We start from the raw sequence: 24,724 nt of genomic DNA, 5'->3' as shown, positions 1-24,724 counted from the left end.
CCCGCCCAACGTCGAAAGGACTTGAAGATGCCCAGCACAGTGCTCGTCGGCGCCCAGTGGGGCGACGAAGGCAAGGGTAAGATCACCGACCTCATCGCCAGCGACTACGATTACGTGGTGCGCTTCCAGGGAGGCAATAACGCCGGCCACACCGTCATTCACGGCGACAAGAAGCTGGCGCTGCACCTGATGCCCTCCGGGGTCATGTACGAGAACGCCGTGCCGGTCATCGGCAACGGCGTCGTGGTAGACCCGGGCGTGCTCGTGAAGGAAATGGCCATGCTTGAGGCCGAGGGCATCTCCTGCAAGAACCTGAAGATTTCCAACGACGCGCACCTTATCATGCCGTACCACAAGGATCTCGATGGCGCCGACGAGAAGAGCCTCGGCGACAAGAAGATCGGCACCACCAAACGCGGCATCGGCCCCTGCTACCAGGACAAGATGGGTCGCAAGGGCATCCGCATGCAGGACTTGCTGGACGAGAAGATCTTCCGCCTGAAGCTTGAGGCGGTGCTGGCCCAGAAGAACCCCATCTTGGAGAAGATTTACGGTCTGCACACCTACACGGTGGAGGAGATCTGCGACGAGTACCTGCCTTACGCGCGCATTCTGGCTCCCTATGTGTGCGAGTCGGCCCATATGCTGAACGAGGCGCTGGGCGATGGGAAGTCCATCCTCTTCGAAGGCGCCCAGGGCACGCTGCTCGACATCGACCATGGCACCTACCCGTTCGTGACCTCGTCCAGCTGCTGCGCCGGCGGCGCCTCCACGGGCACGGGCGTCGGCCCCAAGGCCATCGACCGCGTGCTGGGCATTCAGAAGGCCTACATCACCCGCGTGGGGGAGGGCCCCTTCCCCACGGAGCTGAAGTTCCCCGAGAACGGCGGCACCGGTCAGGATGCGGAGGACGGCGAGCTTCTGTGCGCCGCCGGTCATGAGTTCGGCGTCACCACGGGTCGCAAGCGCCGCTGCGGCTGGTTCGATGCCGTCATCGGGCGCTACGCCGCCGAGGTGAACGGGCTTACGGACGTGGCCCTCACGAAGCTGGACGTGCTTTCGGCCTTCGACACCATCAAGGTGTGCGTGGCCTACGAATGCGACGGCGTGCGCTACGACTACTTCCCCATGCAGCAATCGGTGCTGCACCACGCGAAGCCCATTTACGTGGAGCTGCCCGGCTGGAAAGACGAGGACATCACCGGTTGCCGCACCTACGAGGAGCTGCCGGAGAACACGCGCAAGTACATCGAGTATTTGGAAGAGGTGTGCGGTGTGCCCATGAGCATCATCTCGGTTGGCCCCGATCGCGACCAGACGATTATCCGCATGTCCTGGTTGAGGGACGAGTAGCTTTTACCTGCTGTCCGGGCGCGTCCCCCCGAGAGGGGTGCCGTGCTCAGACAGATGCGAAATGCGCTCATCCGATTCCGGCTCGCGGAATCGTGGGGCGCACTTCGCATAACTGCGCGCGGCACCCCTCCCGGGGGGACGCGCCCTACGCTAAGAAACAACTTGCTGCAAAGCGAGGAAAGGAACGAACGTGAACATTCTGCTGATCGGTTCGGGTGGGCGCGAACATGCCATCGCGTGGGCGCTGCAGAAGTCTCCGAACACCGACGTGCTGTACGTGGCGCCGGGCAACGGCGGCACGGCGGAAATCGCCGAGAACGTCGATCTGGATATCGCCGACGGCGAGGCGCTGCTGAGTTTCGTGCACGAGCGCAACATCGGGCTGGTGGTCATCGGCCCTGAGGCACCGCTGGTCGATGGCGTGGCCGATCTGCTGCGCGCCGACGGCGTCCCGGTATTCGGGCCCAACGCCGACGGCGCTCAGCTGGAAGGCTCCAAGGCCTATTCCAAGGCATTCATGGAAGCCAACGATATTCCCACGGCCGCTTACGGGCGCTTCGACGACGAGGCCGCTGCGCTTGCCTACGTGCGCGAGCAGGGCGCGCCCATTGTCATCAAGGCTGACGGCCTGGCGGCGGGCAAGGGCGTTGTGGTGGCCGAAACCGTGGAAGATGCCGAGGCTGCCGTGCGCGCCTGCTTCGACGGTGCCTTCGGCGATGCCGGCTCCACCGTGGTCATCGAGGAGTGCATGACGGGCCCCGAATGCTCGCTTCTGTGCTTCGTCACCGCCGGGCAGTCGTTCCCCATGGCTCCGGCCCAGGATCACAAGCGCGCCTATGATGGCGATTTGGGCCCCAACACCGGCGGCATGGGCGTGTACTCGCCGGTGCCCATCGTCACCGACGAGGAGATGGCCGCCATGGTGGCTATCATGGAGAAGGCGGCCGCCGCTACGGCGCGCGAGCCCTTCGCCAGCGACTATCGCGGCACCCTGTATGGCGGCTTCATGCTGACCCCCGAAGGCCCGAAGATCGTGGAGTTCAACGTGCGCTTCGGCGACCCTGAGACGCAGGTCGTGCTGCCCCGCTTGGAAAGCGATCTGGTGGAGGTCATGCTCGCGGTGGCCGAGGGTCGTCCCGAGGACGTGCAGCTGGAATGGTCCGACGATTGGGCCGTTTCCGTGGTGCTCGCCAGCGAGGGCTACCCGGGCGCTTACGAAAAGGGCAAGGTCATCTTGGGCATTGAAGAGGCCGAGGAGCTGCCCGGCGTGACGGTTTTCCATGCGGGTACTCGCCGCAACTACGATGGCGAGCTGCTCACCAACGGCGGTCGCGTCCTGAACGTGGTGGCCAAAGGCGACAGCTTCGAAGAGGCTCGCGAGCGCGCCTACGAGGCCTGCAACCTCATCAACTTCGAAGGCAAGATGTACCGCCACGACATCGGCAAGAAAGCTTTGCAGGGCCGCAGCGCCTGGGATCAGTAGCCGCTGCCTAGAGGTTCAGCGCTTGGGATGGATTCCGTAGGGGCGGACCAAAGGTCCGCCCTTCTCAACCAAGGCAACCAGTCAAGAAAGAAGGAACGCGCGATATGCTTTCAGAACGAATGCTTTCCAAGGTAGTGGAGGCGTGCACGGCCAACTACCTGCAGCTTAAGCCCTGCGACGAGGCGTTCATGCCCTCGCCCAACCCGGGGCAGCCTTATATGCTGTACATGCATGTGCCGTTCTGCGAGCGTTTGTGCCCCTACTGCTCCTTCAACCGCTTCCCCTTCCGCGAGGATCGCGCGAAGCCCTATTTCCAGAACATGCGCCGCGAGATGCGCATGCTGAAGGATCTTGGCTACGACTTCGATTCCGTGTACATCGGCGGCGGCACGCCCACCATTATGATCGACGAGCTGTGTGAGACTATCGATATGGCCCGCGATCTGTTCTCTGTCAAAGAGGTCTCCAGCGAGACGAATCCGAACCATCTCACCCATGAGTACTTGGAAAAGTTGAAGGGCCGTGTGCAGCGCCTGTCCGTGGGTGTGCAGTCCTTCGACGACGACTTGCTGCGCCAGATGGATCGCTACGAGAAGTACGGCAGCGGCCAGGAGATTCTCGAGCGCATTCAGGAGGCGTCGCCGCACTTCGTTTCCATGAATGCCGACATGATCTTTAATTTTCCCGCGCAGAACGAGGACACGCTCATCCGCGACATTGAGATGGTGGTGGCCTCCGGCGCAAGCCAGACGACGTTCTACCCGCTGATGGCCTCGCCGTCGGTGCAGCGGTCACTGGCCGCCACGGTGGGCAAGGTGGACTACAACCGCGAGCGCCGCTTCTACGAGATCATCTGCGATTTGCTGCTGGGGGATTTGCCTGGCGGGCAGCCGGGCTTGTTCGAGCTGGGAAGCGCCTGGACGTTCAACCGTCGCGGCACCGGTGCTGCCGGCGAGGACACCATGATTGACGAGTACGTGGTCGATTACGAGGAGTACCCGGCCATCGGATCCGGCGGCATCACCTATCTGGGCGAGAATTTGTACGTGAACACGTTCTCGGTGCGCGAGTACAACGAGGCCATCGAAGCGGGGCACATGTCCATGATGGGCAAGACCACGTTCTCGCTGCGCGACCGCATGCGCTACCGCTTCATGATGCAGTTGTTCGGGCTTCGCCTTGACAAGCGGCAGTTCGAACGCGATTTCGGCATGTCCGTCGAGCGCGGTCTGCCCGTGGAGATGGGCTTCATGCGCGCGTGCGGGGCTTTTGCCACCGACAACGCCGAGGAGCTGACGCTGACCCCCAAGGGCCGCTATCTGGTGGTGGTCATGATGCGCCAGTTCTTCATCGGTGTGAACAACCTGCGCGACCAGGCTCGCGCGGCGCTCACGGGAGAGGAGCGCGAGCTTATCTTCGGCGACGGGAAAGATTGCGGGACCGTGGTGGCCAAGCCGGCATCGGCCGACGCTGTCGCGGCGGAAATTGCTCGGGAAGAGGAGGCCTCGGCGATTCTTGATGGCACTCAAGCCGTGGCTTCGGGGGAATAAACGGCGCCGATGACTTATGTTTCCATCATAACGCTGGTCACGTACGCCCTCGTGCTGGGGTTGCTAGCCGTCGTATCCGTTATCGATGTGCGGTCGCGGCGCGTGCCCAATGTGCTGGCCGGCGCACTGGGTCTTCTGTGGGTGGCTTGGCGTGTGGTGCTCGGGTTCGCGGGAGCGCACATGGGCTTGGGTTTCCGAGCTGAGTTCCTCGGGCCCGCGCCTGATGTGCTGGTGCCTCCCGGGTTGGAAATCGGCGGCATCTCCTTTGCGAGCGGCATCTTAGGCGCTGTGGTGCTCGGCGGAGGCTTGCTCGTGCTGACGACGGTTTACGAGCTTGTTCGGCGCAAGGAGGCTTTCGGCGGCGGTGATATCAAACTCATGGCCGTGCTTGGGTTGTTTCTCGGGTTAGAGCGCGGGGTTGTTTGCCTGCTGACGGCGTGCGTGCTCAGTGTCGCCTATGTGTTTGGCCGCGAGATTGGCCGCCGAGTGATGGGACGAGGGCGGCGCAGCTGTCGGAAAGGCGCGGGAGCGTCCGACGCGTTGCTTGGCCGAGGCCGCGGATCTTCCGATCCGGCTTCTGTTAGTGAGCCCTTCTTGAGCGGCGCCATTCGGGAAGTTACCACCGAGCAGGATCGCGATTCCCTCCTCGCCGGCACGATGCCCTTTGCCCCTTTCATCGCCCTCGGCACCCTCGTCGCCTTCGTGGCGTAAACTGAGCACCAAACATGAGTCGAGGGGCATTCCCCCCGACTCATCACTCATTCCGTTTGCGAAGGTGCTCGGCGAGGAAGGGGACGTCGAAAGCGACCTTTCCCCGGCCGGCGCTTTTGATGACGCCGCCCTCAATGAGCCGTCGACGGTATTTCTGCGCATAGTCGACCGTTGCACCCATGGCCTCAGCGATGGCGGCTATAGGCGCAGGATCTCCCAGTACGGCCATAGCTTCAAGAAAGTTTACGTCGCGTTCAGAAAGAGCGGCGAGCGTGGTGGCGCAGACGTCACTTTGGAAATCATCGCCCGAGGTTCGGAGCGCTTCGGCGAGGCTTTCTTCAGACACCTTGCCGTTTTCAGCATAGAGACAGGTGTAATGCCCCACAAGCTGAAGAAGATAGGGACTGCCAGCGGTGTACGCCGCCGCGTCACGGCGCAGATCGCTTGCTATAGCGATGCCAAGAGAGTCGAACGATCGCTTGAAGGAGGCATCCACTTCCCCCTACTCCAGCGGAGGAAGAGTAATCTTCCGCGCTCGGTTGAGGAACGTGAGCACTCTGTCGTTGAGCGTTGTGGAAACAGCTCCCGGCAGACCGGCCATAACAAGGGACACATTCAGCCTCTCGCCCACCATTTCCTGGTAGGTGCCGATGAGGTGACGAACCTCCGGCGACGAGGCCTGCAGTTCATCTATCAGGATAAGCGCCCCCCGATCTTTTGCAGTGAGTTGGCGGCACAGTTGCACGAGTCGCTGTTGGGGGCTTTTGGTTGTTGCCGCGTCCCTCTCTAGTTGGATGCCCGCTGAGAAACCGAGCGCTCCTACGCTGCCGCCGGTGAGATGCAGCTTTCCGTCTGCAGATAGCTGACAGTCGTCCTCGAGCTTTTCGAGAATGCGCTCAAGCATGCCATCTGAGACAATGGTGGGGTTGGCCACGGCGAACCCCTGCTTTCGCATGCGGTCAGCCAGCTCCCAAAGAAGCACCGTCTTCCCGCTTCCTCGCTGGCCCAGTATCACAACAGCTCGCTCGCGGCTGCCCGGCCGCGATTGAAGGCCCTGCTCCAACTGGTCGAGTAGCTGTTCACGGCCCACCAGGAAAGAAGGGCGGTTGCCGAAGGAGGGGGAGAACACCTCGTCATACATAGTTTTCCTTTCTTTCCTTTGTTTTCCTTTCTTTCCTATTTGTCAAAGTGACGGGTAATTCGCCCGCAGTGCTGCGGCCCCGGTGTCGCTGCTCAGCAGTAGGACATCAGCTCTCAGCTGCCGCTGATTTAGGGGTGTTTTGTCGCAGGGCTCCTTGAGAGGCCTTCTGCGAAGCGCCATTGGACTACAACCCATAAATTCGGATTTTAGTAAATTTTAATTCGGATTTTGGTAAAATGAAACTCGGATTTTAGTAAACAATCCGAGAGGAGTCACTGTGGGTCAAGCATCCGTCAAGCCCCAAGGATACCTTCCTCGCCTCGTTGATGAGCAGGTGGAACGTTGTCTGAGGATATTCGGCGCCGTGGAGATAGAGGGCACGAAGTGGTGCGGAAAGACATGGACGGCGCGGCAACATGGCGCCTCCATCAGCTACGTGGACGAAGAGCTGTCCCTGGCGCAGGACGACCCCTCGCTCATGCTCATGGGGGAGCGCCCGCATGTCATTGACGAGTGGCAGCACGTACCCGCCATCTGGAACCTCGTGCGCCATGGTGTTGACGAGACGAGGGGCCTACGGGGCGCCTGGATCCTCACGGGCTCTTCGACGCCGCCCAATCACCGCAGCGCGGCAGGGGAGGGGGATAAAAGGCACAGCGGCGCGGGGCGAATCGGCCGCATCAAGATGTCCCCTATGACGCTCTCCGAATCGGGGGAATCCGAGAAAAGCGTCTCTCTCGCCCGACTTTTCGAGGAACCCCCTGTTCCGGTTATCGTCGGGGGCAATACGGAGCAGCTCGTCGATGTGACCTGCCGGGGTGGCTGGCCTGAAGCAGTCGACCTTTCTCCCTTGGATGCCCAGGCGATTGTCCGCGAGTACCTCTCTGCGATCTGTTATGAGAGCGCTCCCGACCAAGGTCTTGATCCTTTCGTTGCCGAGCGCATTGTTGCCTCGTTGGCTCGCAATTTGGGACAGGCTGCCACCTATGGCACCATTAGGGAAGACGCCCTGGGGTCAACGGGAGACGACCTCGCCGATCGCCAAATTGGCGAGTATCTCAGCTTCTTCAATCGTATCTATCTTGTCTCGGAGGTTCCCGGCTGGGAGCCCCCGTCACGCTCGAAGAAACGCCTGCAGGTCAAGCCGAAGCGGTATTTGGCAGACCCTTCGCTTGCCGTCGCGGCGCTCGGCATGTCGCCGGCTGCCCTGCTCGAGGATTGGCAGACGTTTGGACTGGTTTTCGAGAACCTATGTCTTCGCGACCTCGTTGCATATACCCGTGCGCATGAGCTCGCCCGCCCTATTCCCGTTCGCTACTACCGCGATGACTCCGGGCTCGAGGTGGACGCCATCGTGGAGCTGGCGGACGGCCGTTGGGCCGCCTTCGAGATCAAGACGAGTGAAAGTAAGGTCGATCAGGCGGTTTCGAATCTCAAACGGCTTCGCAAGAAACTCTGCGAGAACCCCCGAGCTCAGACGAGGCCCCCAGCGTTCATGGCCGTTATCGTGGGCATAGGGAAGTACGCGCGCGTCGTTGAGGAGGGCATCTACGTTATACCCATTCGTGCGCTGACGGCATAATGCGGCAAAAAAGTTCTTGCAATGAGGAGGGCATCCCGCTAAAATATACGGACGCGCAAGGAACCAGTGGTTTCGCGCCTATGGTCGGGTAGCTCAGTTGGTAGAGCAGCGGACTGAAAATCCGCGTGCCGAGGGTTCAAGTCCCCCTCCGACCACCATGAATTTGAAAAGACCCCCAGTCATGGGGGTCTTTTTGTATCTGGACAAATCCCCTGGTGGGCCCACGAAAGCAACGGCGATCATTCGCGGTTGCTCCAAACCACAGGACTCAGGGGAATCTCAGAAAGAATCTCTGAATTCAGAGATTAATATCAGAATTCAGAGATTCTTCCGAGATCGCAGGCTGTATCTTAAAAGGCACGGCCTAGAGCTGATGCAGTTCTACGGTGCCGTGCTCGTAGATGGCGTAGCTGGCGGAGCCGTCTTTGGGGTGGCCGACGCTGCCGGGGTTGACGAAGGTGACCGCTGGCGCAGCGAAAGTCCCGGCTCCTCCTTCCCCGCTCGTGTCCCGCGCGGCCGCGATGCCTTTTGCGAACGCGGGCGCCGCTTCCGGCCCGATGCCTTTCACGTGGGTGTGGCCCGAGAGTACGAATGATCCTGCAGGAAGCCCCGCAACGGCGGCCGCCAAATCCAGATGCCCATGGGTGAGCAGCAGCGTTGTCCTCTCGTCCACTACCAGCGCATAATCGCCTAGGCAGGGGAAGTTCAGCACCATCTGATCCACCTCGGAGTCGCAGTTGCCCCGCACTGCCGTGATGCGATCGGCCAGCCCGTTCAGCAGCTTCGCCACCTGGGCCGGCGCGTAGCCCTCGGGCAGGGGGTTACGCGGCCCGTGATACAGCAGGTCGCCAAGCAGCAGCAGTCGGTCGGCGCCCTCTTCGCGAAAGCGCGCCACCAGCATTTCAGCGGCTGGCAGCGCGCCGTGAATATCGGAAGCAATGAGATAGCGCATAGGGCTCTCCTTCAAAACGGGTACGCTCCCATAGCGCCCCATCGATAGTGCCTCGCCAGTATAGCAGCGCTCTTCGAAACATCGGCATTCGTCATAGATTGGCAATAGATCGTGCCGTTGACCTCCGTGTCGCAACAAATAATTACATGCGAGGAAGGAGTTGTTGCAGCAACGGCTTCCGAATGCGTCAGCGGTGGTATGATCGTGGGGGAGAGAACGAGGCGCGAGGAACCGCAGCTGGCGGCTTTTCGTTTGGATGAAGCGCAAAGGGGCTGGTTATGACGATATTTCATCGGGTGACCGAGGGCAAGCTCGGCTCTCATGATGGGTGCGCGATCGAAGATGAGGTGTCCCAGGAATTTCTTGATCGCATTCCCGGAGGTCTGTTTCGCTATCGCGCCGACGATGAAGGCGGCACGATCGATTATGTGAGCCGCGACGTGCTGGAGCTGTTCGGCTGCGCTACCTACGAGGAATTCTGCGCCATTACGGACAGCAGCTTTATCGGCATGGTCCACCCGGATGACCGCCGGCGCGTCACCGACGAGATAACCTCCCAGATCAAGTGCGGCAACACCGACGCGGTTACCTATCGGCTGAATCGTCCCGACGGCGCCGAAGTATGGGTGGACGACCGCGGCCGCTATGTGGTGGACGACGAGGGACAGGCGTGGTTCTATGTCACCATCATCGACATCACCGAGAAGATGAGCTACCAGCGCAAGCTGGAACGGGCCGAAGAGCGGGTGGAAATGCTCACAGTGCTCTCGCGCGACGTTATCTTCGATATCGACTGCCAGGCGCAGACCGGCGAGATCTTCGGCGATTTCGAGGCGCGCTTCAACCGTGAGCCGCAGTCGGACGACCTCATTTTGCAGAAGCGTTGCGACAAAGAATGCTCTATCGATCTGGAAGTGCACGACATCGAGCGCATTCGCGACATCGTTGCGCAAGGCGACTTCATCGATATGGAAACCTCGCTACCCAATGCGGAAGGCGACCCCATCTGGTGCCGCTACCAGTCTTTCGTGCTATTCAACGGCGTTGGTTGTCCCGTTCGCCATGTGGGTCGTCTTCTGGACACCCACGAGATGGTCATGCGCGAGGCCACCCTGCGGAAGAAGGCCGAGCTGGATGGCCTTACGGGCATCTTCAATCGCGAGGCCGCCATGACGCGCATCGAAAAGGCGCTGACGAGTGAGGATTGCGCCCAAGGTTGCAGTCTCTTTCTCGTGGACGTGGACAACTTCAAGCAGGTGAACGACGGTTTCGGCCACCCGGAAGGCGATCGGGTGCTGCAGGAGATTGCCGCGTTTCTCAGCCGGAACATGCGTAAGGATGACGTGGTGGCCCGCCTCGGTGGCGACGAGTTCGCCGTGTTTGCCGCCGGTCTCGTGCCTGGGCCGGCTTTAGACCGCGTGCTGTCCCAGCTGTCCGGCGGCATTTACGCCACAACGCCGCGCCCCGCCGATATGCCCGAGGGCTTACACCCTTCCATTACCATCGGCGCGGTGGCCTGCACCCGCACGCCCGTCACCTTCGACGACCTGTACCAGGTGGCTGACGAGGCGCTCTATGTGGCCAAGCGTGCCGGCAAAAGCCAGGCGGCGCTGCGGTACCTCGACTAACTCGACTAATCCTCGCTCCGATAAACGGCCGGCGTCCGTCTTCCTTCGAAGGAGCCGGGCGCTGGCCGTTTTGTGATGTTCGCGAAAGGCTAGCTCACCGTGTAGAAGGCGTACTCGGCCTCGCCCTGGGGGAAGGTGGCCTTCACTTCATAGAGGTAGTTCGGCTCGATGCGCAGAGCCGTCGTGCCGTCGTCGCCCAGGGTGTAGGGCACGTCCTCGCCATCGGCCTGCGGGTCAACTTTCGCCGTATCGCCTTTCACCAAGGGCTGGCGCTCGATTTCCACAGACGTCGGGTTCACGGAGAAGGCTGCGAAAGCGTCAACGGCTTGGGGGATGCGCACGTCGATGGTCGTTTCGGCAACCAAGCCATTTCCGTCGGCGGCAAACCCATCAACCTGGGACGTGCTGGTTTGGCCGTCTTCCGTTTGCCACTGCCAGTCAAACTCGTAGGGATTCAAGACGACCGAGGTGTCGGCCTGATCCGTTTTGTAGCTGAGGTTGCCGACGGGTACTTGGCTCTGATCGGGGGCAGCGAATACGGTGTCCACGATGTCGGCGTACTGCTCGGCGTCGGCGGGGCTGCCGGTTTCAACGACCTCGACCTTTGTGATGCCGGGGTACTGCCCCGGGTAGCTTTCCAGCATGATGCCGTTGCCCGTGACCTGCACAATGTTGCCCGCTACCAGGGCATCTTCGTCGGTCTGCTGGCCGTCGACGATGATGGTTGCGTCGTCGATCTCCGTCGGGATGTAGGGGGTCTGCGTTTCTTGGTCGACGAAGAGCACCTGGTCGCCGTTGGCATAGGCAACCATAGCGGTGCTGACGACGTCGCCCTGGGTCGCGTCGCCCGTATTGTCGGCAGATCGATTACCCACGGCGTCGGGTTTGCCGGGCGAGTCGTTGGTGCCGCCGGCGCAGCCTGGCAGAACGAGCATAAAGCTTGCGGCGGCGAGAGCCACTATAAGCAGGGTAAGGGAGGTGCGAATATGTTTCCTCATGGCGAGACCTTTCAACGAGGAGCAGAGGGGCGTTTTGAAGGAATGCCTTGCGCTGTTCCAGAACGTCGCCTCCTTAATGCGGTTGACTTTCCCATGATAATGCACAGAAAAGCGAGGAGGATTTGAGCGATTGCGAAACGTTCCTGGCTTGCTACGCAATTTCACTCATTCTGCACGGTTTTCCAGCGGAACGTGCCTGCGTGTGGATTTTACGGCGCCTAAAGGGCCTTCGCCTTTTCTACGCAGGCGACGATGGCGTTCATGACCGACGCACGGAAGGCACCCTCTTCCAGGGCTTTCACGCCTTCGATCGTGGTGCCGCCCGGCGAGCAGACCATATCCTTCAGGTCGCCCGGGTGCCGTCCTGTTTCCAGAACGAGCTGGGCCGAACCGGCCACGGCGGCGGCGGCGAACTCATAAGCTTGGGCGCGCGGCATCCCAGCGGCCACGGCCCCGTCGGCCAAAGCTTCGATGAACATGAAGACAAACGCGGGGGAGGAGCCAGCTGCGGCGCTGGCGGCGTCCATCAGACGCTCAGGAATAACGATGGCGCGCCCGAAGCTGCCCATGAGTTGCAGGCAGAGCGTCTCATCAGCGGCAGTTGCCCCCGGCCCAGGCACGACGGCGGTGCACCCGGCGTTTACGAGGGCCGGGGTGTTCGGCATGCAGCGGATGAGCCGCATGGCGGTAACATCGCGGTCGAAAAGGCCCGCGATGCGCTCGAGTGTGAGGCCGGCGGCGATGGAGATAACCAGGGTGTTTTCGCTCACTGCGTCGCGGATCTCGGCGATCACTTCAGGGAAGAACTGGGGTTTCACGGCGAGCACCAGCACATCGGCCGCTTCGGCAACTTCGCGGTTGCTGGCAGTGACGGCGATGCCGAATTGCTCGGCGCGCTTCTGTCGCGTGGCCTCGGTCTTGGCCGAGCCGATGATGTTGGCAGCGGTGATCACCGTCGCGTTGTCGTCTTCGCTGCTGAGCGTTGTGCCCTCGCGCAGCAGGCCACCGATGATGGCTGTGGCCATATTCCCCAGCCCAATGAAACCGATCTTCATGGGAATCCTCCCCTTTCCTTTCTGCAAGGACCCGCAAACTGATTCCATCATTTTCGCGCGTCCAGAGGTGTTGAGTTCTCTCGAAACTCCCATCTATTTCTGGTTCGCCTCCCGAAACTTCCATCTATTTCTATTCTGCGGTTACTAGACTGATCTGGGAAAACGCAAAGAAGTTCCTGGTCAGCGCATTGGAGATAGATGGGAGTTTCGAGGGGCGAACCTAGTATACAAGAAGAGCCCCCGACATGGCCGGGGGCTCGAAAGATGCCGTGCGCTACGGCGGGCAAAGCTGCTGGATCGGTGGATGCCTTTCGGAACCGTTAGGCCCGCAGGAACAGCGGCTACACTTCCAGGTTCTTGAAGGCGTCGGGCACTTCTTTGAAGCCCTTGGAAATGACAGCGGCAATGATGAGGCCCACGATGAACCAGCTGATGCCCACGCCATAGGTGAGCGCATCGAAGCCGGTGAACACGTAGATCAGAATAAGGATACCGATCCAGGGGCAGATGAGGTAGCGCAAGACGGCCTTGGCGCCGCGCTGCTTCTCCTTGCACCAGAAGTACCAAAACACGCCGAAGTTCAGGACGATGAACGACGCCAGCGCGCCGAAGTTCACCATGGGGGCGAGCACCGTCATGCCGCCGAATTGACCGGCGGTCAGAGTGAGGACCAGCGAGAACGCGCCCAGGAAGATAGCGGCCACCCAGGGGGTCTGGTACTTGGGATGCACCTTGCCGAGCACGCGGGGCAGCACGCCGTCGCGGCCCATGGAGAACAGCAGGCGCGAAGAGGCGATCTGGGCATTCATGATGTTGGCGATGCCGATGGCGACGATGTTGATAACCAGCATGAAGTTCTGCAGCAGCAGACCGCCGGCAGCGTAGCAGGCATCGAAGAAGCCCATGTCGGGATCGGTATTCGCCCAGTCGGGAAGAATGAGAGCGGCCACATAAGTCTGAGCCACGAACACGACGATCATGATGCACAGCGCGATGAGGATGCCCTTGCCGATGTTCTTCTCGGGCTTGTAGGTTTCCTCGGCCAGGGTGGACATGCCGTCGAAACCGAGGAACGACAGGCAGGCCAGGGATACGGCCGTGGCCACAAAGTGGAGGTCGACCTCGCCGGGCTTGTAGAACGGCTCGGTGGAGAACTCGCCGTAGCCGCCGCCGCCGGAGACATACATGCAGCCCACAGCGATGAACACGATGAGCGCCAGGATCTCCACGGCGAAGATGATCCAGTCAACGCCCTTCGACATGGTGATGCCGCGCACGTTCACAAACGTGTTGAAAGCGATGAACACGACCACCCAAAGCCACCAAGGCGAGCCAGGCACGAGGGTGGTTCCCCAGTTGGCGACCATGACCAGCAGAAGAGAGGGCACCAGGATGTAGTCCAGCAGGATGAGCCAACCGGACATGAAGCCCACATGCGGGTTGATGGCGCGCTGCACGTAGGAGTACACCGAGCCCGCGATGGGGAACTTGCTGGACATCGCGGCGTAGCTCAGGGCTGTGAAGCTGATGGCAACGAATCCGATGATGTACACGAGCGGGGTCAGACCACCGGAATCAACCTGCAGCGAGCCCCAGATGGACTGCGGTGCGATGAGCACCATGAACAAAACGCCGTACAGAACGACGTCGTGAAGCTGAAGGCCGCGCCTCAGCTCCTGCTTGTAGCCGAACGCCTCGATGTCCTCGCCGAGGCCGATAGTCGGCTCTTGGATGGGTTGTGACATAGACGTCTCCTCTCTATCCCTTCCAAGTCTTCTCCTCGTGAATCGTGCGGCCCGTGATCCCTCCCAACACGGGTCGGGCGATTCCCCTTTCCTGCGCATTGTGCGCGGCCATAGCTTACCATTTGACTCAAGGTAAAAGGACAAGAACAAGGGAAAACTCGCCTGTATAGGCATGATATTGGGGGAAGTGCGGGGAAGAGGGGCGAGGCGAGAACGTCAAACGAATAAAAAAGCAGCAAAGCAGAAAGAGGCCGGCGTGCGAGCCGGCCTCTCGGAGAGGGTGCTGTTGCGGGTGCTGGCGTCTACCCTACAAGCGGGGGGAACTCGGTCAGCTTCGGGGTGCCGATGCGCAGGGACAGCTGCACCTCGCAGGGCTTGCAGCCCTGGCTGATCTCCACGTCGGATTGCACCGACATGTACATGTAGGTTTCCACGGCGTCCCATCCGGTGATGCGCATGAGCAAGCGCTGCATCTCCTTCGACGCGCACACGAGCGCCTCGTTGTACTCCTGGGCGCTGGCGTTCACGTACCACTTGCCCGCCGGGCCGAAGGTTTCCAGCACCGGCCAATGCAGCTCGAAGTTCTTCAACACGTTCACGCGGACGGTGATCTGCGCGGCGATCTCGATACCGGTGCCGCACAGTTCGGCGTCGCCCATGGTGGCGTGCACGTCGCCCATCTGCAAAAGCGCGCCGGGAACGCGCACGGGGAAGTAGAGACGGGTGCCCTTGGTGATGAGCTTGTTGTCCATGTTGCCGCCGTAGTTGCCCACGAAGCCATCGGCCGGTGCCCCCTCGTCCGGCGCGGTGCCGATGACGCCGATCATGGGGTTGATGGGGAAGCGCACGCCGTTGAAGTCGGCCATGCCGCCCTCGATCTTGATCTTCTTCGTGCGGTAATCGGTGCCCTCGAACAGAGGACCGCAATGGTCGTCAGTGGCGATGGTGCCCTCGTCGGCCACCTGGATGTCGTAGATGTCCACGACGAGCACGTCGCCCACTTCAGCGCCTTCCACGTACACAGGGCCGGCGGCGGGGTTGGTGATGTTGTAGGAGAAGTCCATGTCCTTCATGGTGACGGTTTCGTCGGTCAGGCGGCCCGAGAAGCAGTCGAGCGTGTTGAACTGCAGCACCTCGCCCGGCTGGGCGGTGTAGCACGGCGGATTGTCCTTCGAGAACGCGTACACCCTGTCTTCGATGATTTGCACGGTTTCCTCCTCTGCTTGCGTGATGGCGCGACCCCTTGCCGCGCTGGGTTCCATCATACTCTTCTTAGATTACTCGTGCAGGCGGGCCTTCGCGGTTATCTCGGTCGTGGTGATTTTCCACACGACGGTACGGGAAAGCTCGCTGGCCAACGCGGTGTCGAAATGGGCGAGGTTCTCGGCAGCGTAGCGCTCGACGATGGCGTGCAGGGCGGCAATGCGCTCGGCGTCGTCGGTCACCTCGGCGATGGTGCCGCGCACCACGGCGCTGGCATACTCGGTGGAGTACGCCTCGGGCAGCGGCACGACATCGCGCACGCCTACCAGGCACACTGCGGGGTGCTCGCGCAGAAGCTTCGACTTTGTGCCGTGCTTGGCGGAATGAACGTAGATGGCGCCCTCGAGCACCGCCGGAGACACGGGGATGCTGTAGGGAAGCCCCTCGTCGTCGGTGGTCGAAAGTATGGCGTAGGGGCACGTCTCAAGCACGTCCCAGCCGAATTCCTCGCTTTGCTCGCGGTCCTTCCTGCGCATGGATGCCCCTTTCGACGCTCGTGGATGCTGTCCGCATTATAGCGCGGGAAACTTTAGGAGAGAGCATCGCCAATTCAATGCGGAAAAGTCATCAATGTTTAACTTATGGAATGGGAGCATTCTCGTGCTTTTCCTGGGGATAGGTGATTGAATACCTATCCCGTTTTTAGTACAGTTCCTCTGTAAGTCTAGCAATATACTAGACATTAATAAGATGAGCGATGTCGGCCCCGGGCCGACGCTGATTGAAAAGAGTTTCACGTGAAAACGCTGCTTACTTTTGCTTCGCGATCTCTTACTGCGCTGAAGGGTCGCCTCGGCGTGCCGGTGATGGCCGGCGTTCTCGCCCTTGCCCTTGCCGTGGCACCGCTTCCGGCCATGGCCATGGAAGATGACCGCACTGACGAGTCGGTCTTGACGGTCTCTGCGACCGCCAGCGATGAGGCGGCCGGCGAGAAGACCGGTGCCGACGCTAATGCCGATGAGGAGGCGACGCAAACGGTCACCATCTACCATTTCGAGCTCGTGCACTACGACGACCCGACGCTCGAAGATTGGGGCGTTCCTGAGCTGACCGGTACGCGTCTGCTAGGCACCACGACGGTGGAAGGTTTGAAGCCGGGCGATGTGGTGAAGGCATGGGATCATGTGGGCACCAACCCCGGGTTCGCCTTCTTCGACGGCTGGCCGCGTGAGCTGACCGTTTCGGAAGACCCGTCGAAGAACGCCATTCGGCTCAACTACTTCCGTCAGTCCAGCGATGTGACCGTGAACTACTACGAGGCGTCTTTGCTGGACGCTTCAGGGTCGATGCCGCTGTACAACCACACCATCGTCGAGACGGTCGGCGATCACACGGTGGGGTTCACGAAGATGGGCAGCGAGGTACGTAGCAACGAGCTGTTCGCCGACGTTCTAACGGGTGATGAGCTGGCCGAGGCGACTGAACCCGTTGATGGTCTGGCCTATGTGGGCAGCTACCCCGAGGACGTGTTCGTGAACATGGACTCCTCGAAAAACGAGATCAACCTCGTCTACACGTGTCCTGTGGTGCGACCCGATGAGATTGAAGTGGGAACCGAATCGACCGAGACGCCCGACGATCCGGACGCGGGCGAGACGCCTGGTGATCCTGTCGCGCCGGAGGCTCCGGATGCAACGCCCGACGGGCCCTCCGACGGCGGCACGGGCGATGGGGGCAGCGCGCCGGGGACGCCGGGCGGCTCCTCGGGCAGCGGTTCGGACGCGAGCAAGCCGAACGCGGGAGCGACTTCCAACGGCGGCAGCCAAGGCACCCAAGTGATCGATGAGGCTGCGGCGGAGAATGCCAATCACGCCGAAGCGGAGGCTGCTTCCAAAGACGGTGTGCTGACGCTTCCTCAGACGGGCGACGAGAAGGGCCTGGTGTTCGCCGTGATCCTTCTTGTGAGTGGCGTTGCCGCCGTTGGGGCCGCCATGGCGTTTCGCAAGATTCGCCGTTAGCGCGCGTTTCTTCGTTGTACACTCTGGGAGGCAATCTTCAGTAAGAGGAAGCGACAACGGTGGGAACGAATCAGGCACGCTGCGAACAACATTACGAGCAACGCTACGAACAATGGGCGGCTCCCCTGCGGGGCCGCCCTGGCGTTGTTCGGGCGCTCAACATCGTCAACCGCGGCATCGTGATAGTGTTCTATGCGGCCTATGCGCTGTTGCTCGGGTGGGCCTGCGTGAGCGATCCGTGGGGGCTGGTTCCTCTCGTCGGCGTCACCGCCGTGGGGTTCGCCGCAGTGAGTTTCTTCCGGGGGCGGTTCAATGCGCCGCGGCCCTACGAGTGCTGTGCCATCGCGCCGCTCATTGCTCGCGACGGCGTGGGTAAGTCGTTTCCGAGCCGGCATACCTTCTCGGCCTTCGCCATTGCGGCAAGTTGGTTCGTGGCCAGCGTGCCCGTTGCCGTCGTGCTGCTGGTCGCGGCCGGTGCGCTCGCGGTTTGCCGCGTCCTCGGCGGCGTGCACTTTCCGCGTGACGTTGTTGCCGGCGCCTTCATCGGCTCTGCCACGGGTGCGCTTGCTGCTTTTCTGGCGGTGCTGCTCTAAAGGCTTGACCTGGGGTTTGCAACCAGAAGGCGCTTGTACGTTGCGGAAATTGATGCCGTAAGTTGGTAGAATGCACCTTGCGTGACAGGTAAAGTGATCGTTGTTGATCAACCGAACTTGTCCTTTGGGGAAGGCGACGACTGATGGCACGGGCTCCTTCGCGGCGCCCGAAAACACAGGGCAGCGGTCTTCCCTCGTTCAGAGAAAGTAGGCCCACCATGAGCTTCCGCGACAACCTTCAACATCTTCGGGCTACCCATGCGATGACCCAGGAACAGCTTGCCCTCATGCTCGGCGTCAGCCGTCAGTCCGTCACGAAGTGGGAGGCCGAGAAGTCCTATCCCGAAATGGACAAGCTGCTGAAGCTGTGCCAGATATTCGACGTCACCTTAGACGACCTCGTGCAAGGCGACCTGACGACCAGCACGCCCACGGCCGCTGTGCAAGCGCGCGCCGCCGTTCTGCGCGAGGCCGCCGGTGGGCCGCCCCAAGATGTGTGCGGCTACGATGAGCACATGCGCGCCTTCGCATGGAAGATCGCCTGGGGCGTGTTCGCTATTCTCGTCGGTGTGGCGCTTCTCATGGCCGTGGCCGGTTGGGCCGAGGCGACAGCGCCCTCTCTTGCGGGCGCGAGCCTCATCCCCCTGTTCGCGGGCATCGCCGTCGGTCTCGGCCTTATCGTAACAGCTGCTTTTCAACATACGGAGTTTCAGCGTAGCCACCCCTTCATCCAGGATTTCTACACGGTGGAAGATCGTCAGCGCACCCAGCGTCTTTTCGCGTGGCTGCTTGTAGCGGGCATTGCGCTCGTTTTTACGGGCATCGTGCTTACAGCTTTGACCGACTCCTTGAGCGAATTTGTTCAGACCGAGGCGGCCGCGCTCATGATGGGGCTCATTGCGGTCGGCGTGTGGTGCATCGTATACGGTTCCATGATGCTCAGCCGGCTGAACATCGCCAACTACAACGATGCGCGCGAGCAGGCGATTGCTGAAAGCGACGAGGGTAAAGTCATTGTGAACTCCGACGCGGCGGCCCTGCGTGCGATGTACACCGACGAGCAGATCTGCGCGCTGCTCGGCGTGCCCGAGGCGTCCGATGAGGAGATCGAGCGTGCCCGCGCCCGTATCGAACGCAAGCGCCGCAAGGATCAGCTTACCAGCGGCTTGTGCGCCTGCATCATGATCGTCGCGACCATTGCCGGCTTGGTCATGCTGTTCGTGCCCGAGTACGAGACGCCGTACTTCTGGCTCGCGTGGGCCATCGGCGGCCTGCTGTGCGCTGTGGCTGCCATCGCGGTCGGCTCCTTCGTGAAGGATCAACCGAGCCGATAGAGCTCGCGTTCCCCGCTGCGTCCCCCCTATCGCGCATCCCACTGTAGGGGCTGACCTCGGCCTGCCCTCCCAGTCCCCACCGTAGGGGCTGGCCTCGGTCAGCCCTTCCGAGCGCGTTTTGCTCGCAGGACAAAAAAAGGGGCGACCAAGGTCGCCCCCTACGGAAGATACGGAAAACGAATGAGCTGCGAGTGCCCCTTCGAAACGGTTTACAGCGCGGCGGCGATGACTTCGCCCAGGCGCTGGATGCCGTCGCGGATGGTCTCCTCGTCGGCGTTGGTGAAGTTCAAGCGCATGGTAGAGCGCGCACCCGGCTCGGGGTAGAACGGGTCGCCCGGCACGAAGGCCACGTTGCGCTCGAGAGCCTTCGGGAACAGCTCCATGGTGGAAACGCCCTCGGGCAGCGTCGCCCAGAGGAACATGCCGCCCTCGGGCTTGGTGAAGCTCACCTCGGCGGGGAAGAACTCGGCCATGGCGTCGGTCATCGCGCGGGCCTGGGTGCGGTACAGTTCGCGGATCTTCACCAGGTGCTCGTCCAGGTCGTTGTGGCGCAGGTAATCGAGCACCACGAACTGAGCGAACACGTTGGTGTGCAGGTCGGCGGCTTCCTTGGCGGTGTTGAGCGCCTTCAGCAGGTCGTGATCCTTCGTGAGGAGGTACCCCATGCGGAAGCCGGGGGTGACTGTCTTCGAGAACGAACCCATGATCACGCCGTGGGGCAGCGCGGTGCCGCCGATGTAGGGCAGCGAGTCGCCCTCGAAGCGCAGCTCGCCGTAGGGGTCGTCTTCCACTACCACGATGTTGCGGCCGGCCAGCACCTCGCGCACCTGCTCGCGATTCTCGGCGGTGTAGGTGAGGCCCGTGGGATTCTGGAAGTTCGGGATGAGGTAGATCATCTTCGCGCCGGCATCGAGTGCCGCGTTCAGCTCGTCGATGTTCAGGCCCTCTTCGGTCAGTTCCACCTCGCGGAAGACGGGCTGCTGCAGCGCGAACGCCTGAATGGCAGCCAGGTACGTGGGCTTTTCCACGATGACACCGTCGCCCTTGTCCAGCAGCACCTTGCCGAGCAGGTCGAGCACCTGCTGCGAGCCGGTGGTCACGAGCACGTCCTCTTCGGTGTAGTCGGTGCCGAAGCGGTGGTTGTAGCGCTCGGCGATCCAGGCGCGCAGCTCGGGCACGCCGGCGGTGACGGAGTACTGGAAGGCCTCCGGGCCGCGCTCGGCCACCACGCGCTGCATCGATTCCAGCAGCTTTTCCTGTGGGAAGGAAATGGGGTTCGGCAGGCCGCCGGCGAAGGAGGTCACCGCAGGATCGGACGCGGCGGCCAGAATGGCGCGCACGAACGACGGCGGCGTGTTGGTGATGCCGTCAGACAGAAGCTCGTCGATGGGGAATTCCCCGACGGTCTCGGTGGTTTCGGTCGCGATGGTCTCGTTGGTCATGGTTGTTGCCTCCGCTCGGTTGAAAGCGCTTCGTCGATGGCGTTGCGTTCGTTGACTAATCTGCTCTTCCATTTTTCCACGAACCGGTCCGCGTGCAACCATTATTTCGGCTTACGTGTAGAAGTGCTCCGCTTAGGGCAGCTTCACCACGGCGTACTCGTAGCGCAAGGGCACGGGATCCAGCAGGAGGCGAGGCTCGCAATGGAGGGCGCCGGCCGCTATTTCGCGGGCTACGCGGCTGGCGATGAAGGTCGGCCAGCTAGCGCGAAGTGCGCACCCAGGTGTACGACAAGCTGGTGCGCCTGGGGACGGCCTATACGGAATCGGCATCCACGGCCGAGGCCGTTCAGGTGTGCGTGGAGGGCACCGAGCAGCTGGAGGGCTATTTCGGCGCCTACGTGCCCCAGTTGTTCTACGCCGTGTTGGCTCCGCTCACCCTGTTCGCCTGTTTGGCGCCGCTGTGCCTGCCGGCGGCTGTGGCACTGCTTTTGTGCGTGCCGCTCATTCCGGCATCCATCGCGGCAGTGCAAAAGATCGTCAAGCGCGTCATGGGCGAGTATTGGGGCGCCTACACCGATCTGGGCGCGACGTTTCTGGAGAACCTGCAGGGTCTCACTACTCTGAAAATCTTCCAAGCCGACGAGGTGGCCTTGGTCTGCCGCGGGGTGGGCTACACCTACGATGGCAAGCGTGCCGTGCTGCAAGATGTCAACTTCGAGGCGCCGGCCGGATCGTTTTCGGGCATCGTGGGCGAGAGCGGCTCGGGGAAATCGACCTTGGCGGGCATCACGAATGCCGCCGGCTTCCCGGGCGTCCGCAGGTGCGCGAGGGCCTAAAACTGCCCCTCGTGCACCTTCTCCAGCAGCGTTTTGTCGAAGGGGCGGCGCGGGGCTTCGGCTTCGGGCATGCCGAGGGAGAGGATGGCCTCGAGCTGGTAAGGAGCCGGTACCTTCAAAAGATCGGCGACGAACTCGTGAGTCGAGCGCCCGTCGGCTGCCTGGCGCATCCGCCCCTGAATCCAGCAGTTGCCCACCCCGGAGGCCGACGCCTCCAGCTGCATGTTCGCCATGACGATGGAGCAGTCTTCCACCCAGGTATCGGCCAGCGTCGGATCGGCCACCACGACGATGGCGGCGTCGGCCCCGGTGAGCATGGCCGCTCCCTGCTCGCGGCACTCGGCCAGCGCATCCAGCGTAGCGCGGTCGCGCACGACGATGAGCTCCCACGGGCGGCGTCCGCGACCCGACGCCGAGCGCAGCCCCGCTTCCAAAATGCGATCGAGCAGCGCCTGCGGAACCGATTCGCCGGAATAGCGACGCAGACTGCGACGGCGCGCCAGGGCGTCCAGCACGTCCACGCCGCTTTGAGGCGCGAACTCGGTCTTGTTCGGCAGAATTTCCAGCCAGCAGCCGTCGGGGTCTTCGATGAAGTACAAGCCCATGGCCTCATTCACGTGGCAGATGCAGCCCATCTCCTCGTGTACCGCACGGGCGGCCTCGTAATCGTCTACAGTGAAGGCCAGATGCGAGTCGCGACCGCCGTTGTCGTAGGGCTCGGTACGCCCGCGGTTCCACGTGAGCTCCAGCTGGAAGCCCGAGGCGTCGTCGCCCATGAACACGTTGGTCCACGAGCCGTCCTCGGGCCCCACGCGGCGAATCACCGACATTCCCAGGGCCTTCTCGTAGAAGGCGATCGATTTCTCTAGATCCAGCACATGCAGGCAGCGATGAATGGCTTTTCCGTCCATGAGGTTCCTTTCTCAAGCGTTCGCCAAGATTTGAGTTCGCTGGCATTTTAGGAAACATATCCGTCCGCATCGGCGTCGCGTCTGCCAATCCAGAACCTGTTCACAGCCCGCAAGGCAACATGCGACGAAAACTTGTTGCCCTGCAGCGTGGCGGAATCCGCCGTGAAAGAGGCGACACCACGGCTAACTATTACGGCTCGCTGCAGCCGGAGCGCTAGCGCACGATTTGCCCCTCTGCAAAGGTAGCGACGTCGCGGGCGCAGGCGCGGAAGGTGTGCCAGGCTTCCATGAGTTGCTCGACGCTCTCGGTGGGCACATGGTCGAGCAGGCTGGCGCGCGCCTCGCTCAGATCGGCGTCGGCGGCAAGAGCCACTTCGCGCCCCTTCTCGGTGAGGTTCACGAGCCGATGCCGCTTGTCAGCCTCGCTGGCGCCGATGGTGACGAGCCCCTTGCACTCCAAATTGCGCAGGGCACTCGCGATGTTCGTGCGTTTGGCGTGCAGCACGGTGCTGAGGTGCGAGGGCGTCTGATCGGGCAGCCGATCGAGGTTCAGCAGCGTGAACAGGGCGAGCCGGTTCAACCCGTATTTGCGTCCGACGGGATCGAGCGTGGCGTTGCCAATAGCCTGCAAATCGCGGGACAGCTCGATGAGCTCTTCGAAGGGGGGCGCGAGCGGGGTGGCCTCCAGAGTCACGGAGCCGCTCTCTTCGGGGGCGGTGTCTTCGCGGTTCGTCGGTGCAGAGGTATTCACCGTTTCGCTGGCCGCCTCGCGCCTCGCCTCCACGTTCTTCTCTCCCATGGCGCGCTCCTTAGGACTTCGTCGTGAACTGGTTGCGGCACTTCGGGCAGGTGATTTTCAGCGTGCCCTTGCCCTTCGGTACGGAAAGCGACTGGCCGCACTGCGGGCACTTCAGGAACTTGGTCGTTTTGCGCTGGTCCCATCGCGTGTTGAAGCGGGCCCAGGCAGCGCGCGGCTTGGCCGTAAGGGCGATGTAGCGGGCGTTCTCCCGGGCGCGAGCGGCGATGTTGCGCGAGAAGCAGCGGAACATGAAGTACAGCAAGAGCGCCATGCCGAGAAGCGAGCAGATGCCCAGGCCTGTAAAGATTTCCAAGAACGTGAACAGCACGCCCGCCCACAGCGATGCGCGCGCCAAGGCGTCGGGCCCGTTGCGTCCCACCATGAAGTTCGCCAGCTTGTACGGCAGATTCTGGAAGAAATTGCTCATAGATGCCTCCTTGGTTGTTTGGAAGACACCTTACCATGGGTGCAAATAGTTATATCAAATAATTATCAAACTGACACAACTGCAGCAGCCGTTATGCCTCATCAGCGAGAAGCCCCGCACTGCGGCCTTCCGTGTGCCGAAACGAGCCGAAATGTGTGTTTCTTCTCGAATGGGCTGTCTGACCTCCACGACGTGGCTTGGCCACAGGAATGGAGGTGCACCATGACGTGTAAAACGATAGCGGTGGCAAACCAAAAAGGAGGAACAGGGAAGACCGCCACAACGCTCAGTCTCGGCATCGCCTTGGCAAAGCTCAATAAGCGCGTATTGTTGGTGGACACGGATCCCCAAGGCGATCTGACCAAATCGCTCGGCTGGGCAAATCCCGACTCTTTAGAGGTCACCGTCGCGAACCATATCCAGGCGGTGATCGAGGGTATAGACCTGCAGGCAGATGAGGGAATCCTCAGCCATAAAGAAGGCGTCGACCTCATGCCTGCGAACATCGACCTTGCGAGCATGGAGATGGGCATCTTCATGGCGATGTCGCGGGAGCAGATTCTCAACACCTGGCTTTCCGGCATCAAGGATAACTACGATTATGTCCTCATAGACTGTGCGCCGACGCTGGGAATCTTGCCCGCGAGGTGGAGGCGACCATTCGCAGCCAATACGGCAATACTTATCGCGTATTCGAGTCCATCATCCCCCGAGCCGTATCGGCCGCAGAGACGCCTGCCGTCGGCGTAAGCATCTTCGCATACGACAAACGCGGCAAAGTCGCATCAGTCTTCACCGGCCTTGCCGATGAGGTGATCTGCAATGGCTAAGAAGAAAGTGAACATAAGCCTTCCGTCAGTGGACGAGCTCTTCACCTCGCAGGTCGAGCGGGACTCGAAGGGAAGCAGCGTCATCCAGCTACTGCCTGTTGCCTCGATCGTCCCATTCCCCAACCATCCCTTT

The 24,724-nt window shown here is 61.6% G+C and carries 22 protein-coding genes, 1 tRNA gene and 1 pseudogene; 12 read left to right on the top strand and 12 right to left on the bottom strand.

Annotation, left to right across the window (positions count from 1 at the left end; all coding sequences use genetic code 11):
- Positions 1 to 27: 27 nt before the first annotated feature.
- From ACYVRU_RS10040 to ACYVRU_RS10025, 4 genes and pseudogenes are all read left to right on the top strand, one after another.
- Positions 28 to 1,353 carry an adenylosuccinate synthase gene (locus tag ACYVRU_RS10040; protein ID WP_173111261.1) on the top strand — a complete coding sequence of 442 codons (1,326 nt, stop codon included), beginning with the start codon at positions 28 to 30 and terminating at the stop codon, positions 1,351 to 1,353.
- Positions 1,354 to 1,543: 190 nt separating this feature from the next.
- Positions 1,544 to 2,836, top strand: coding sequence for a phosphoribosylamine--glycine ligase (gene purD / locus ACYVRU_RS10035; protein WP_461186094.1), 1,293 nt, complete (start codon positions 1,544 to 1,546; stop codon positions 2,834 to 2,836).
- Positions 2,837 to 2,937: 101 nt separating this feature from the next.
- Positions 2,938 to 4,386 (top strand): annotated as a pseudogene (locus tag ACYVRU_RS10030) (coproporphyrinogen III oxidase family protein); the annotation flags it as partial.
- Between the two features lie 9 nt (positions 4,387 to 4,395).
- The gene (locus tag ACYVRU_RS10025; RefSeq protein ID WP_173111270.1) at positions 4,396 to 5,097 is read left to right on the top strand and encodes a prepilin peptidase; all 702 of its coding nucleotides are present in this window, start codon (positions 4,396 to 4,398) and stop codon (positions 5,095 to 5,097) included.
- Between the two features lie 43 nt (positions 5,098 to 5,140).
- Here the strand turns inward: ACYVRU_RS10025 and ACYVRU_RS10020 are convergent, their stop codons facing one another.
- Both ACYVRU_RS10020 and ACYVRU_RS10015 read right to left on the bottom strand, forming a co-directional pair.
- The gene (locus tag ACYVRU_RS10020; protein ID WP_461186093.1) at positions 5,141 to 5,593 is read right to left on the bottom strand and encodes a hypothetical protein; all 453 of its coding nucleotides are present in this window, start codon (positions 5,591 to 5,593) and stop codon (positions 5,141 to 5,143) included.
- Positions 5,594 to 5,599: 6 nt separating this feature from the next.
- Entirely contained in the window at positions 5,600 to 6,238 is a 639-nt protein-coding gene (locus ACYVRU_RS10015; RefSeq protein ID WP_461186092.1) for an ATP-binding protein, read from the bottom strand.
- Positions 6,239 to 6,515: 277 nt separating this feature from the next.
- On the opposite strand from ACYVRU_RS10015, the gene ACYVRU_RS10010 reads away from it, so the two are divergent.
- On the top strand, positions 6,516 to 7,820 hold the full coding sequence (locus ACYVRU_RS10010; protein ID WP_302807793.1) for an ATP-binding protein: 1,305 nt from the start codon (positions 6,516 to 6,518) through the stop codon (positions 7,818 to 7,820).
- 82 nt (positions 7,821 to 7,902) lie between these two features.
- A tRNA-Phe gene (locus ACYVRU_RS10005) sits at positions 7,903 to 7,978 on the top strand.
- A gap of 206 nt (positions 7,979 to 8,184) precedes the next feature.
- Here ACYVRU_RS10005 and yfcE read toward each other — a convergent pair.
- Entirely contained in the window at positions 8,185 to 8,772 is a 588-nt protein-coding gene (yfcE, locus tag ACYVRU_RS10000) for a phosphodiesterase (RefSeq protein WP_418379491.1), read from the bottom strand.
- Positions 8,773 to 9,050: 278 nt separating this feature from the next.
- Here yfcE and ACYVRU_RS09995 point away from each other — a divergent pair, with 278 nt between their 5' ends.
- Positions 9,051 to 10,400, top strand: coding sequence for a sensor domain-containing diguanylate cyclase (locus tag ACYVRU_RS09995; RefSeq protein WP_461186091.1), 1,350 nt, complete (start codon positions 9,051 to 9,053; stop codon positions 10,398 to 10,400).
- An 89-nt stretch (positions 10,401 to 10,489) separates the two neighbouring features.
- On the opposite strand, the gene ACYVRU_RS09990 is transcribed toward ACYVRU_RS09995, so the two are convergent.
- The 5 genes from ACYVRU_RS09990 to ACYVRU_RS09970 form a co-directional block, all read right to left on the bottom strand.
- The gene (locus ACYVRU_RS09990) at positions 10,490 to 11,398 is read right to left on the bottom strand and encodes a hypothetical protein (protein ID WP_461186090.1); all 909 of its coding nucleotides are present in this window, start codon (positions 11,396 to 11,398) and stop codon (positions 10,490 to 10,492) included.
- A 218-nt stretch (positions 11,399 to 11,616) separates the two neighbouring features.
- Positions 11,617 to 12,453, bottom strand: coding sequence for a pyrroline-5-carboxylate reductase (gene proC / locus ACYVRU_RS09985; protein WP_461186089.1), 837 nt, complete (start codon positions 12,451 to 12,453; stop codon positions 11,617 to 11,619).
- A gap of 341 nt (positions 12,454 to 12,794) precedes the next feature.
- Entirely contained in the window at positions 12,795 to 14,198 is a 1,404-nt protein-coding gene (locus ACYVRU_RS09980; RefSeq protein WP_114540553.1) for an APC family permease, read from the bottom strand.
- 302 nt (positions 14,199 to 14,500) lie between these two features.
- Positions 14,501 to 15,406 carry an acetamidase/formamidase family protein gene (locus ACYVRU_RS09975; RefSeq protein WP_114540561.1) on the bottom strand — a complete coding sequence of 302 codons (906 nt, stop codon included), beginning with the start codon at positions 15,404 to 15,406 and terminating at the stop codon, positions 14,501 to 14,503.
- A gap of 69 nt (positions 15,407 to 15,475) precedes the next feature.
- Positions 15,476 to 15,937: a pyridoxamine 5'-phosphate oxidase family protein gene (locus ACYVRU_RS09970; RefSeq protein WP_461186088.1), complete on the bottom strand. Its 462-nt coding sequence runs from the start codon at positions 15,935 to 15,937 to the stop codon at positions 15,476 to 15,478.
- 261 nt (positions 15,938 to 16,198) lie between these two features.
- Between ACYVRU_RS09970 and ACYVRU_RS09965 the strand changes: the two genes are divergently transcribed.
- From ACYVRU_RS09965 to ACYVRU_RS09955, 3 genes are all read left to right on the top strand, one after another.
- Positions 16,199 to 17,419 carry an LPXTG cell wall anchor domain-containing protein gene (locus tag ACYVRU_RS09965; RefSeq protein WP_461186087.1) on the top strand — a complete coding sequence of 407 codons (1,221 nt, stop codon included), beginning with the start codon at positions 16,199 to 16,201 and terminating at the stop codon, positions 17,417 to 17,419.
- A gap of 59 nt (positions 17,420 to 17,478) precedes the next feature.
- A complete protein-coding gene (locus tag ACYVRU_RS09960) occupies positions 17,479 to 18,012 on the top strand; it encodes a phosphatase PAP2 family protein (RefSeq protein ID WP_461186086.1) in 534 nt (177 codons plus the stop codon).
- A 218-nt stretch (positions 18,013 to 18,230) separates the two neighbouring features.
- Complete coding sequence (locus ACYVRU_RS09955; protein ID WP_461186085.1) at positions 18,231 to 19,346, top strand: helix-turn-helix transcriptional regulator; 1,116 nt, start codon at positions 18,231 to 18,233, stop codon at positions 19,344 to 19,346.
- Between the two features lie 209 nt (positions 19,347 to 19,555).
- On the opposite strand, the gene ACYVRU_RS09950 is transcribed toward ACYVRU_RS09955, so the two are convergent.
- Positions 19,556 to 20,788 (bottom strand): aminotransferase-like domain-containing protein, encoded by a 1,233-nt coding sequence (locus ACYVRU_RS09950; protein ID WP_162845766.1) that lies wholly within the window; start codon positions 20,786 to 20,788, stop codon positions 19,556 to 19,558.
- A gap of 269 nt (positions 20,789 to 21,057) precedes the next feature.
- Between ACYVRU_RS09950 and ACYVRU_RS09945 the strand changes: the two genes are divergently transcribed.
- Entirely contained in the window at positions 21,058 to 21,624 is a 567-nt protein-coding gene (locus tag ACYVRU_RS09945; RefSeq protein WP_461186084.1) for an ABC transporter transmembrane domain-containing protein, read from the top strand.
- On the opposite strand, the gene ACYVRU_RS09940 is transcribed toward ACYVRU_RS09945, so the two are convergent.
- The 3 genes from ACYVRU_RS09940 to ACYVRU_RS09930 form a co-directional block, all read right to left on the bottom strand.
- Entirely contained in the window at positions 21,621 to 22,535 is a 915-nt protein-coding gene (locus tag ACYVRU_RS09940; RefSeq protein WP_461186083.1) for a nitroreductase family protein, read from the bottom strand. The two genes, ACYVRU_RS09945 and ACYVRU_RS09940, sit on opposite strands and share 4 nt — an antisense overlap.
- A gap of 214 nt (positions 22,536 to 22,749) precedes the next feature.
- Positions 22,750 to 23,334, bottom strand: coding sequence for a MarR family winged helix-turn-helix transcriptional regulator (locus ACYVRU_RS09935; protein ID WP_461186082.1), 585 nt, complete (start codon positions 23,332 to 23,334; stop codon positions 22,750 to 22,752).
- A gap of 10 nt (positions 23,335 to 23,344) precedes the next feature.
- Positions 23,345 to 23,761, bottom strand: a complete 417-nt coding sequence (locus ACYVRU_RS09930) for a hypothetical protein (protein ID WP_461186081.1) — start codon at positions 23,759 to 23,761, stop codon at positions 23,345 to 23,347.
- Positions 23,762 to 23,983: 222 nt separating this feature from the next.
- Here ACYVRU_RS09930 and ACYVRU_RS09925 point away from each other — a divergent pair, with 222 nt between their 5' ends.
- Positions 23,984 to 24,511, top strand: a complete 528-nt coding sequence (locus ACYVRU_RS09925; RefSeq protein ID WP_461186080.1) for a ParA family protein — start codon at positions 23,984 to 23,986, stop codon at positions 24,509 to 24,511.
- Positions 24,512 to 24,724: the final 213 nt, after the last annotated feature.

Source organism: Adlercreutzia sp. CNCM I-6216 (assembly GCF_977113345.1).
Note: the sequence above shows the minus strand (reverse complement) of the source record. Positions and strands in the feature narration are given on the sequence as shown.

Bases quoted from the DNA above. Each gene is read 5' to 3' on its own strand.
- ACYVRU_RS09950 (WP_162845766.1), bottom strand. From the start codon at position 20,788: ATGACCAACGAGACCATCGCGACCGAAACCACCGAGACCGTCGGGGAA.
- yfcE (WP_418379491.1), bottom strand. From the start codon at position 8,772: ATGCGCTATCTCATTGCTTCCGATATTCACGGCGCGCTGCCAGCCGCT.
- ACYVRU_RS10040 (WP_173111261.1), top strand. From the start codon at position 28: ATGCCCAGCACAGTGCTCGTCGGCGCCCAGTGGGGCGACGAAGGCAAG.
- ACYVRU_RS09930 (WP_461186081.1), bottom strand. From the start codon at position 23,761: ATGAGCAATTTCTTCCAGAATCTGCCGTACAAGCTGGCGAACTTCATG.
- ACYVRU_RS09970 (WP_461186088.1), bottom strand. From the start codon at position 15,937: ATGCGCAGGAAGGACCGCGAGCAAAGCGAGGAATTCGGCTGGGACGTG.
- ACYVRU_RS09990 (WP_461186090.1), bottom strand. From the start codon at position 11,398: ATGAGGAAACATATTCGCACCTCCCTTACCCTGCTTATAGTGGCTCTC.
- ACYVRU_RS09940 (WP_461186083.1), bottom strand. From the start codon at position 22,535: ATGGACGGAAAAGCCATTCATCGCTGCCTGCATGTGCTGGATCTAGAG.
- ACYVRU_RS10025 (WP_173111270.1), top strand. From the start codon at position 4,396: ATGACTTATGTTTCCATCATAACGCTGGTCACGTACGCCCTCGTGCTG.
- ACYVRU_RS09935 (WP_461186082.1), bottom strand. From the start codon at position 23,334: ATGGGAGAGAAGAACGTGGAGGCGAGGCGCGAGGCGGCCAGCGAAACG.
- ACYVRU_RS09925 (WP_461186080.1), top strand. From the start codon at position 23,984: ATGACGTGTAAAACGATAGCGGTGGCAAACCAAAAAGGAGGAACAGGG.
- ACYVRU_RS10015 (WP_461186092.1), bottom strand. From the start codon at position 6,238: ATGTATGACGAGGTGTTCTCCCCCTCCTTCGGCAACCGCCCTTCTTTC.
- ACYVRU_RS09955 (WP_461186085.1), top strand. From the start codon at position 18,231: ATGAGCTTCCGCGACAACCTTCAACATCTTCGGGCTACCCATGCGATG.
- ACYVRU_RS09995 (WP_461186091.1), top strand. From the start codon at position 9,051: ATGACGATATTTCATCGGGTGACCGAGGGCAAGCTCGGCTCTCATGAT.
- proC (WP_461186089.1), bottom strand. From the start codon at position 12,453: ATGAAGATCGGTTTCATTGGGCTGGGGAATATGGCCACAGCCATCATC.
- ACYVRU_RS09980 (WP_114540553.1), bottom strand. From the start codon at position 14,198: ATGTCACAACCCATCCAAGAGCCGACTATCGGCCTCGGCGAGGACATC.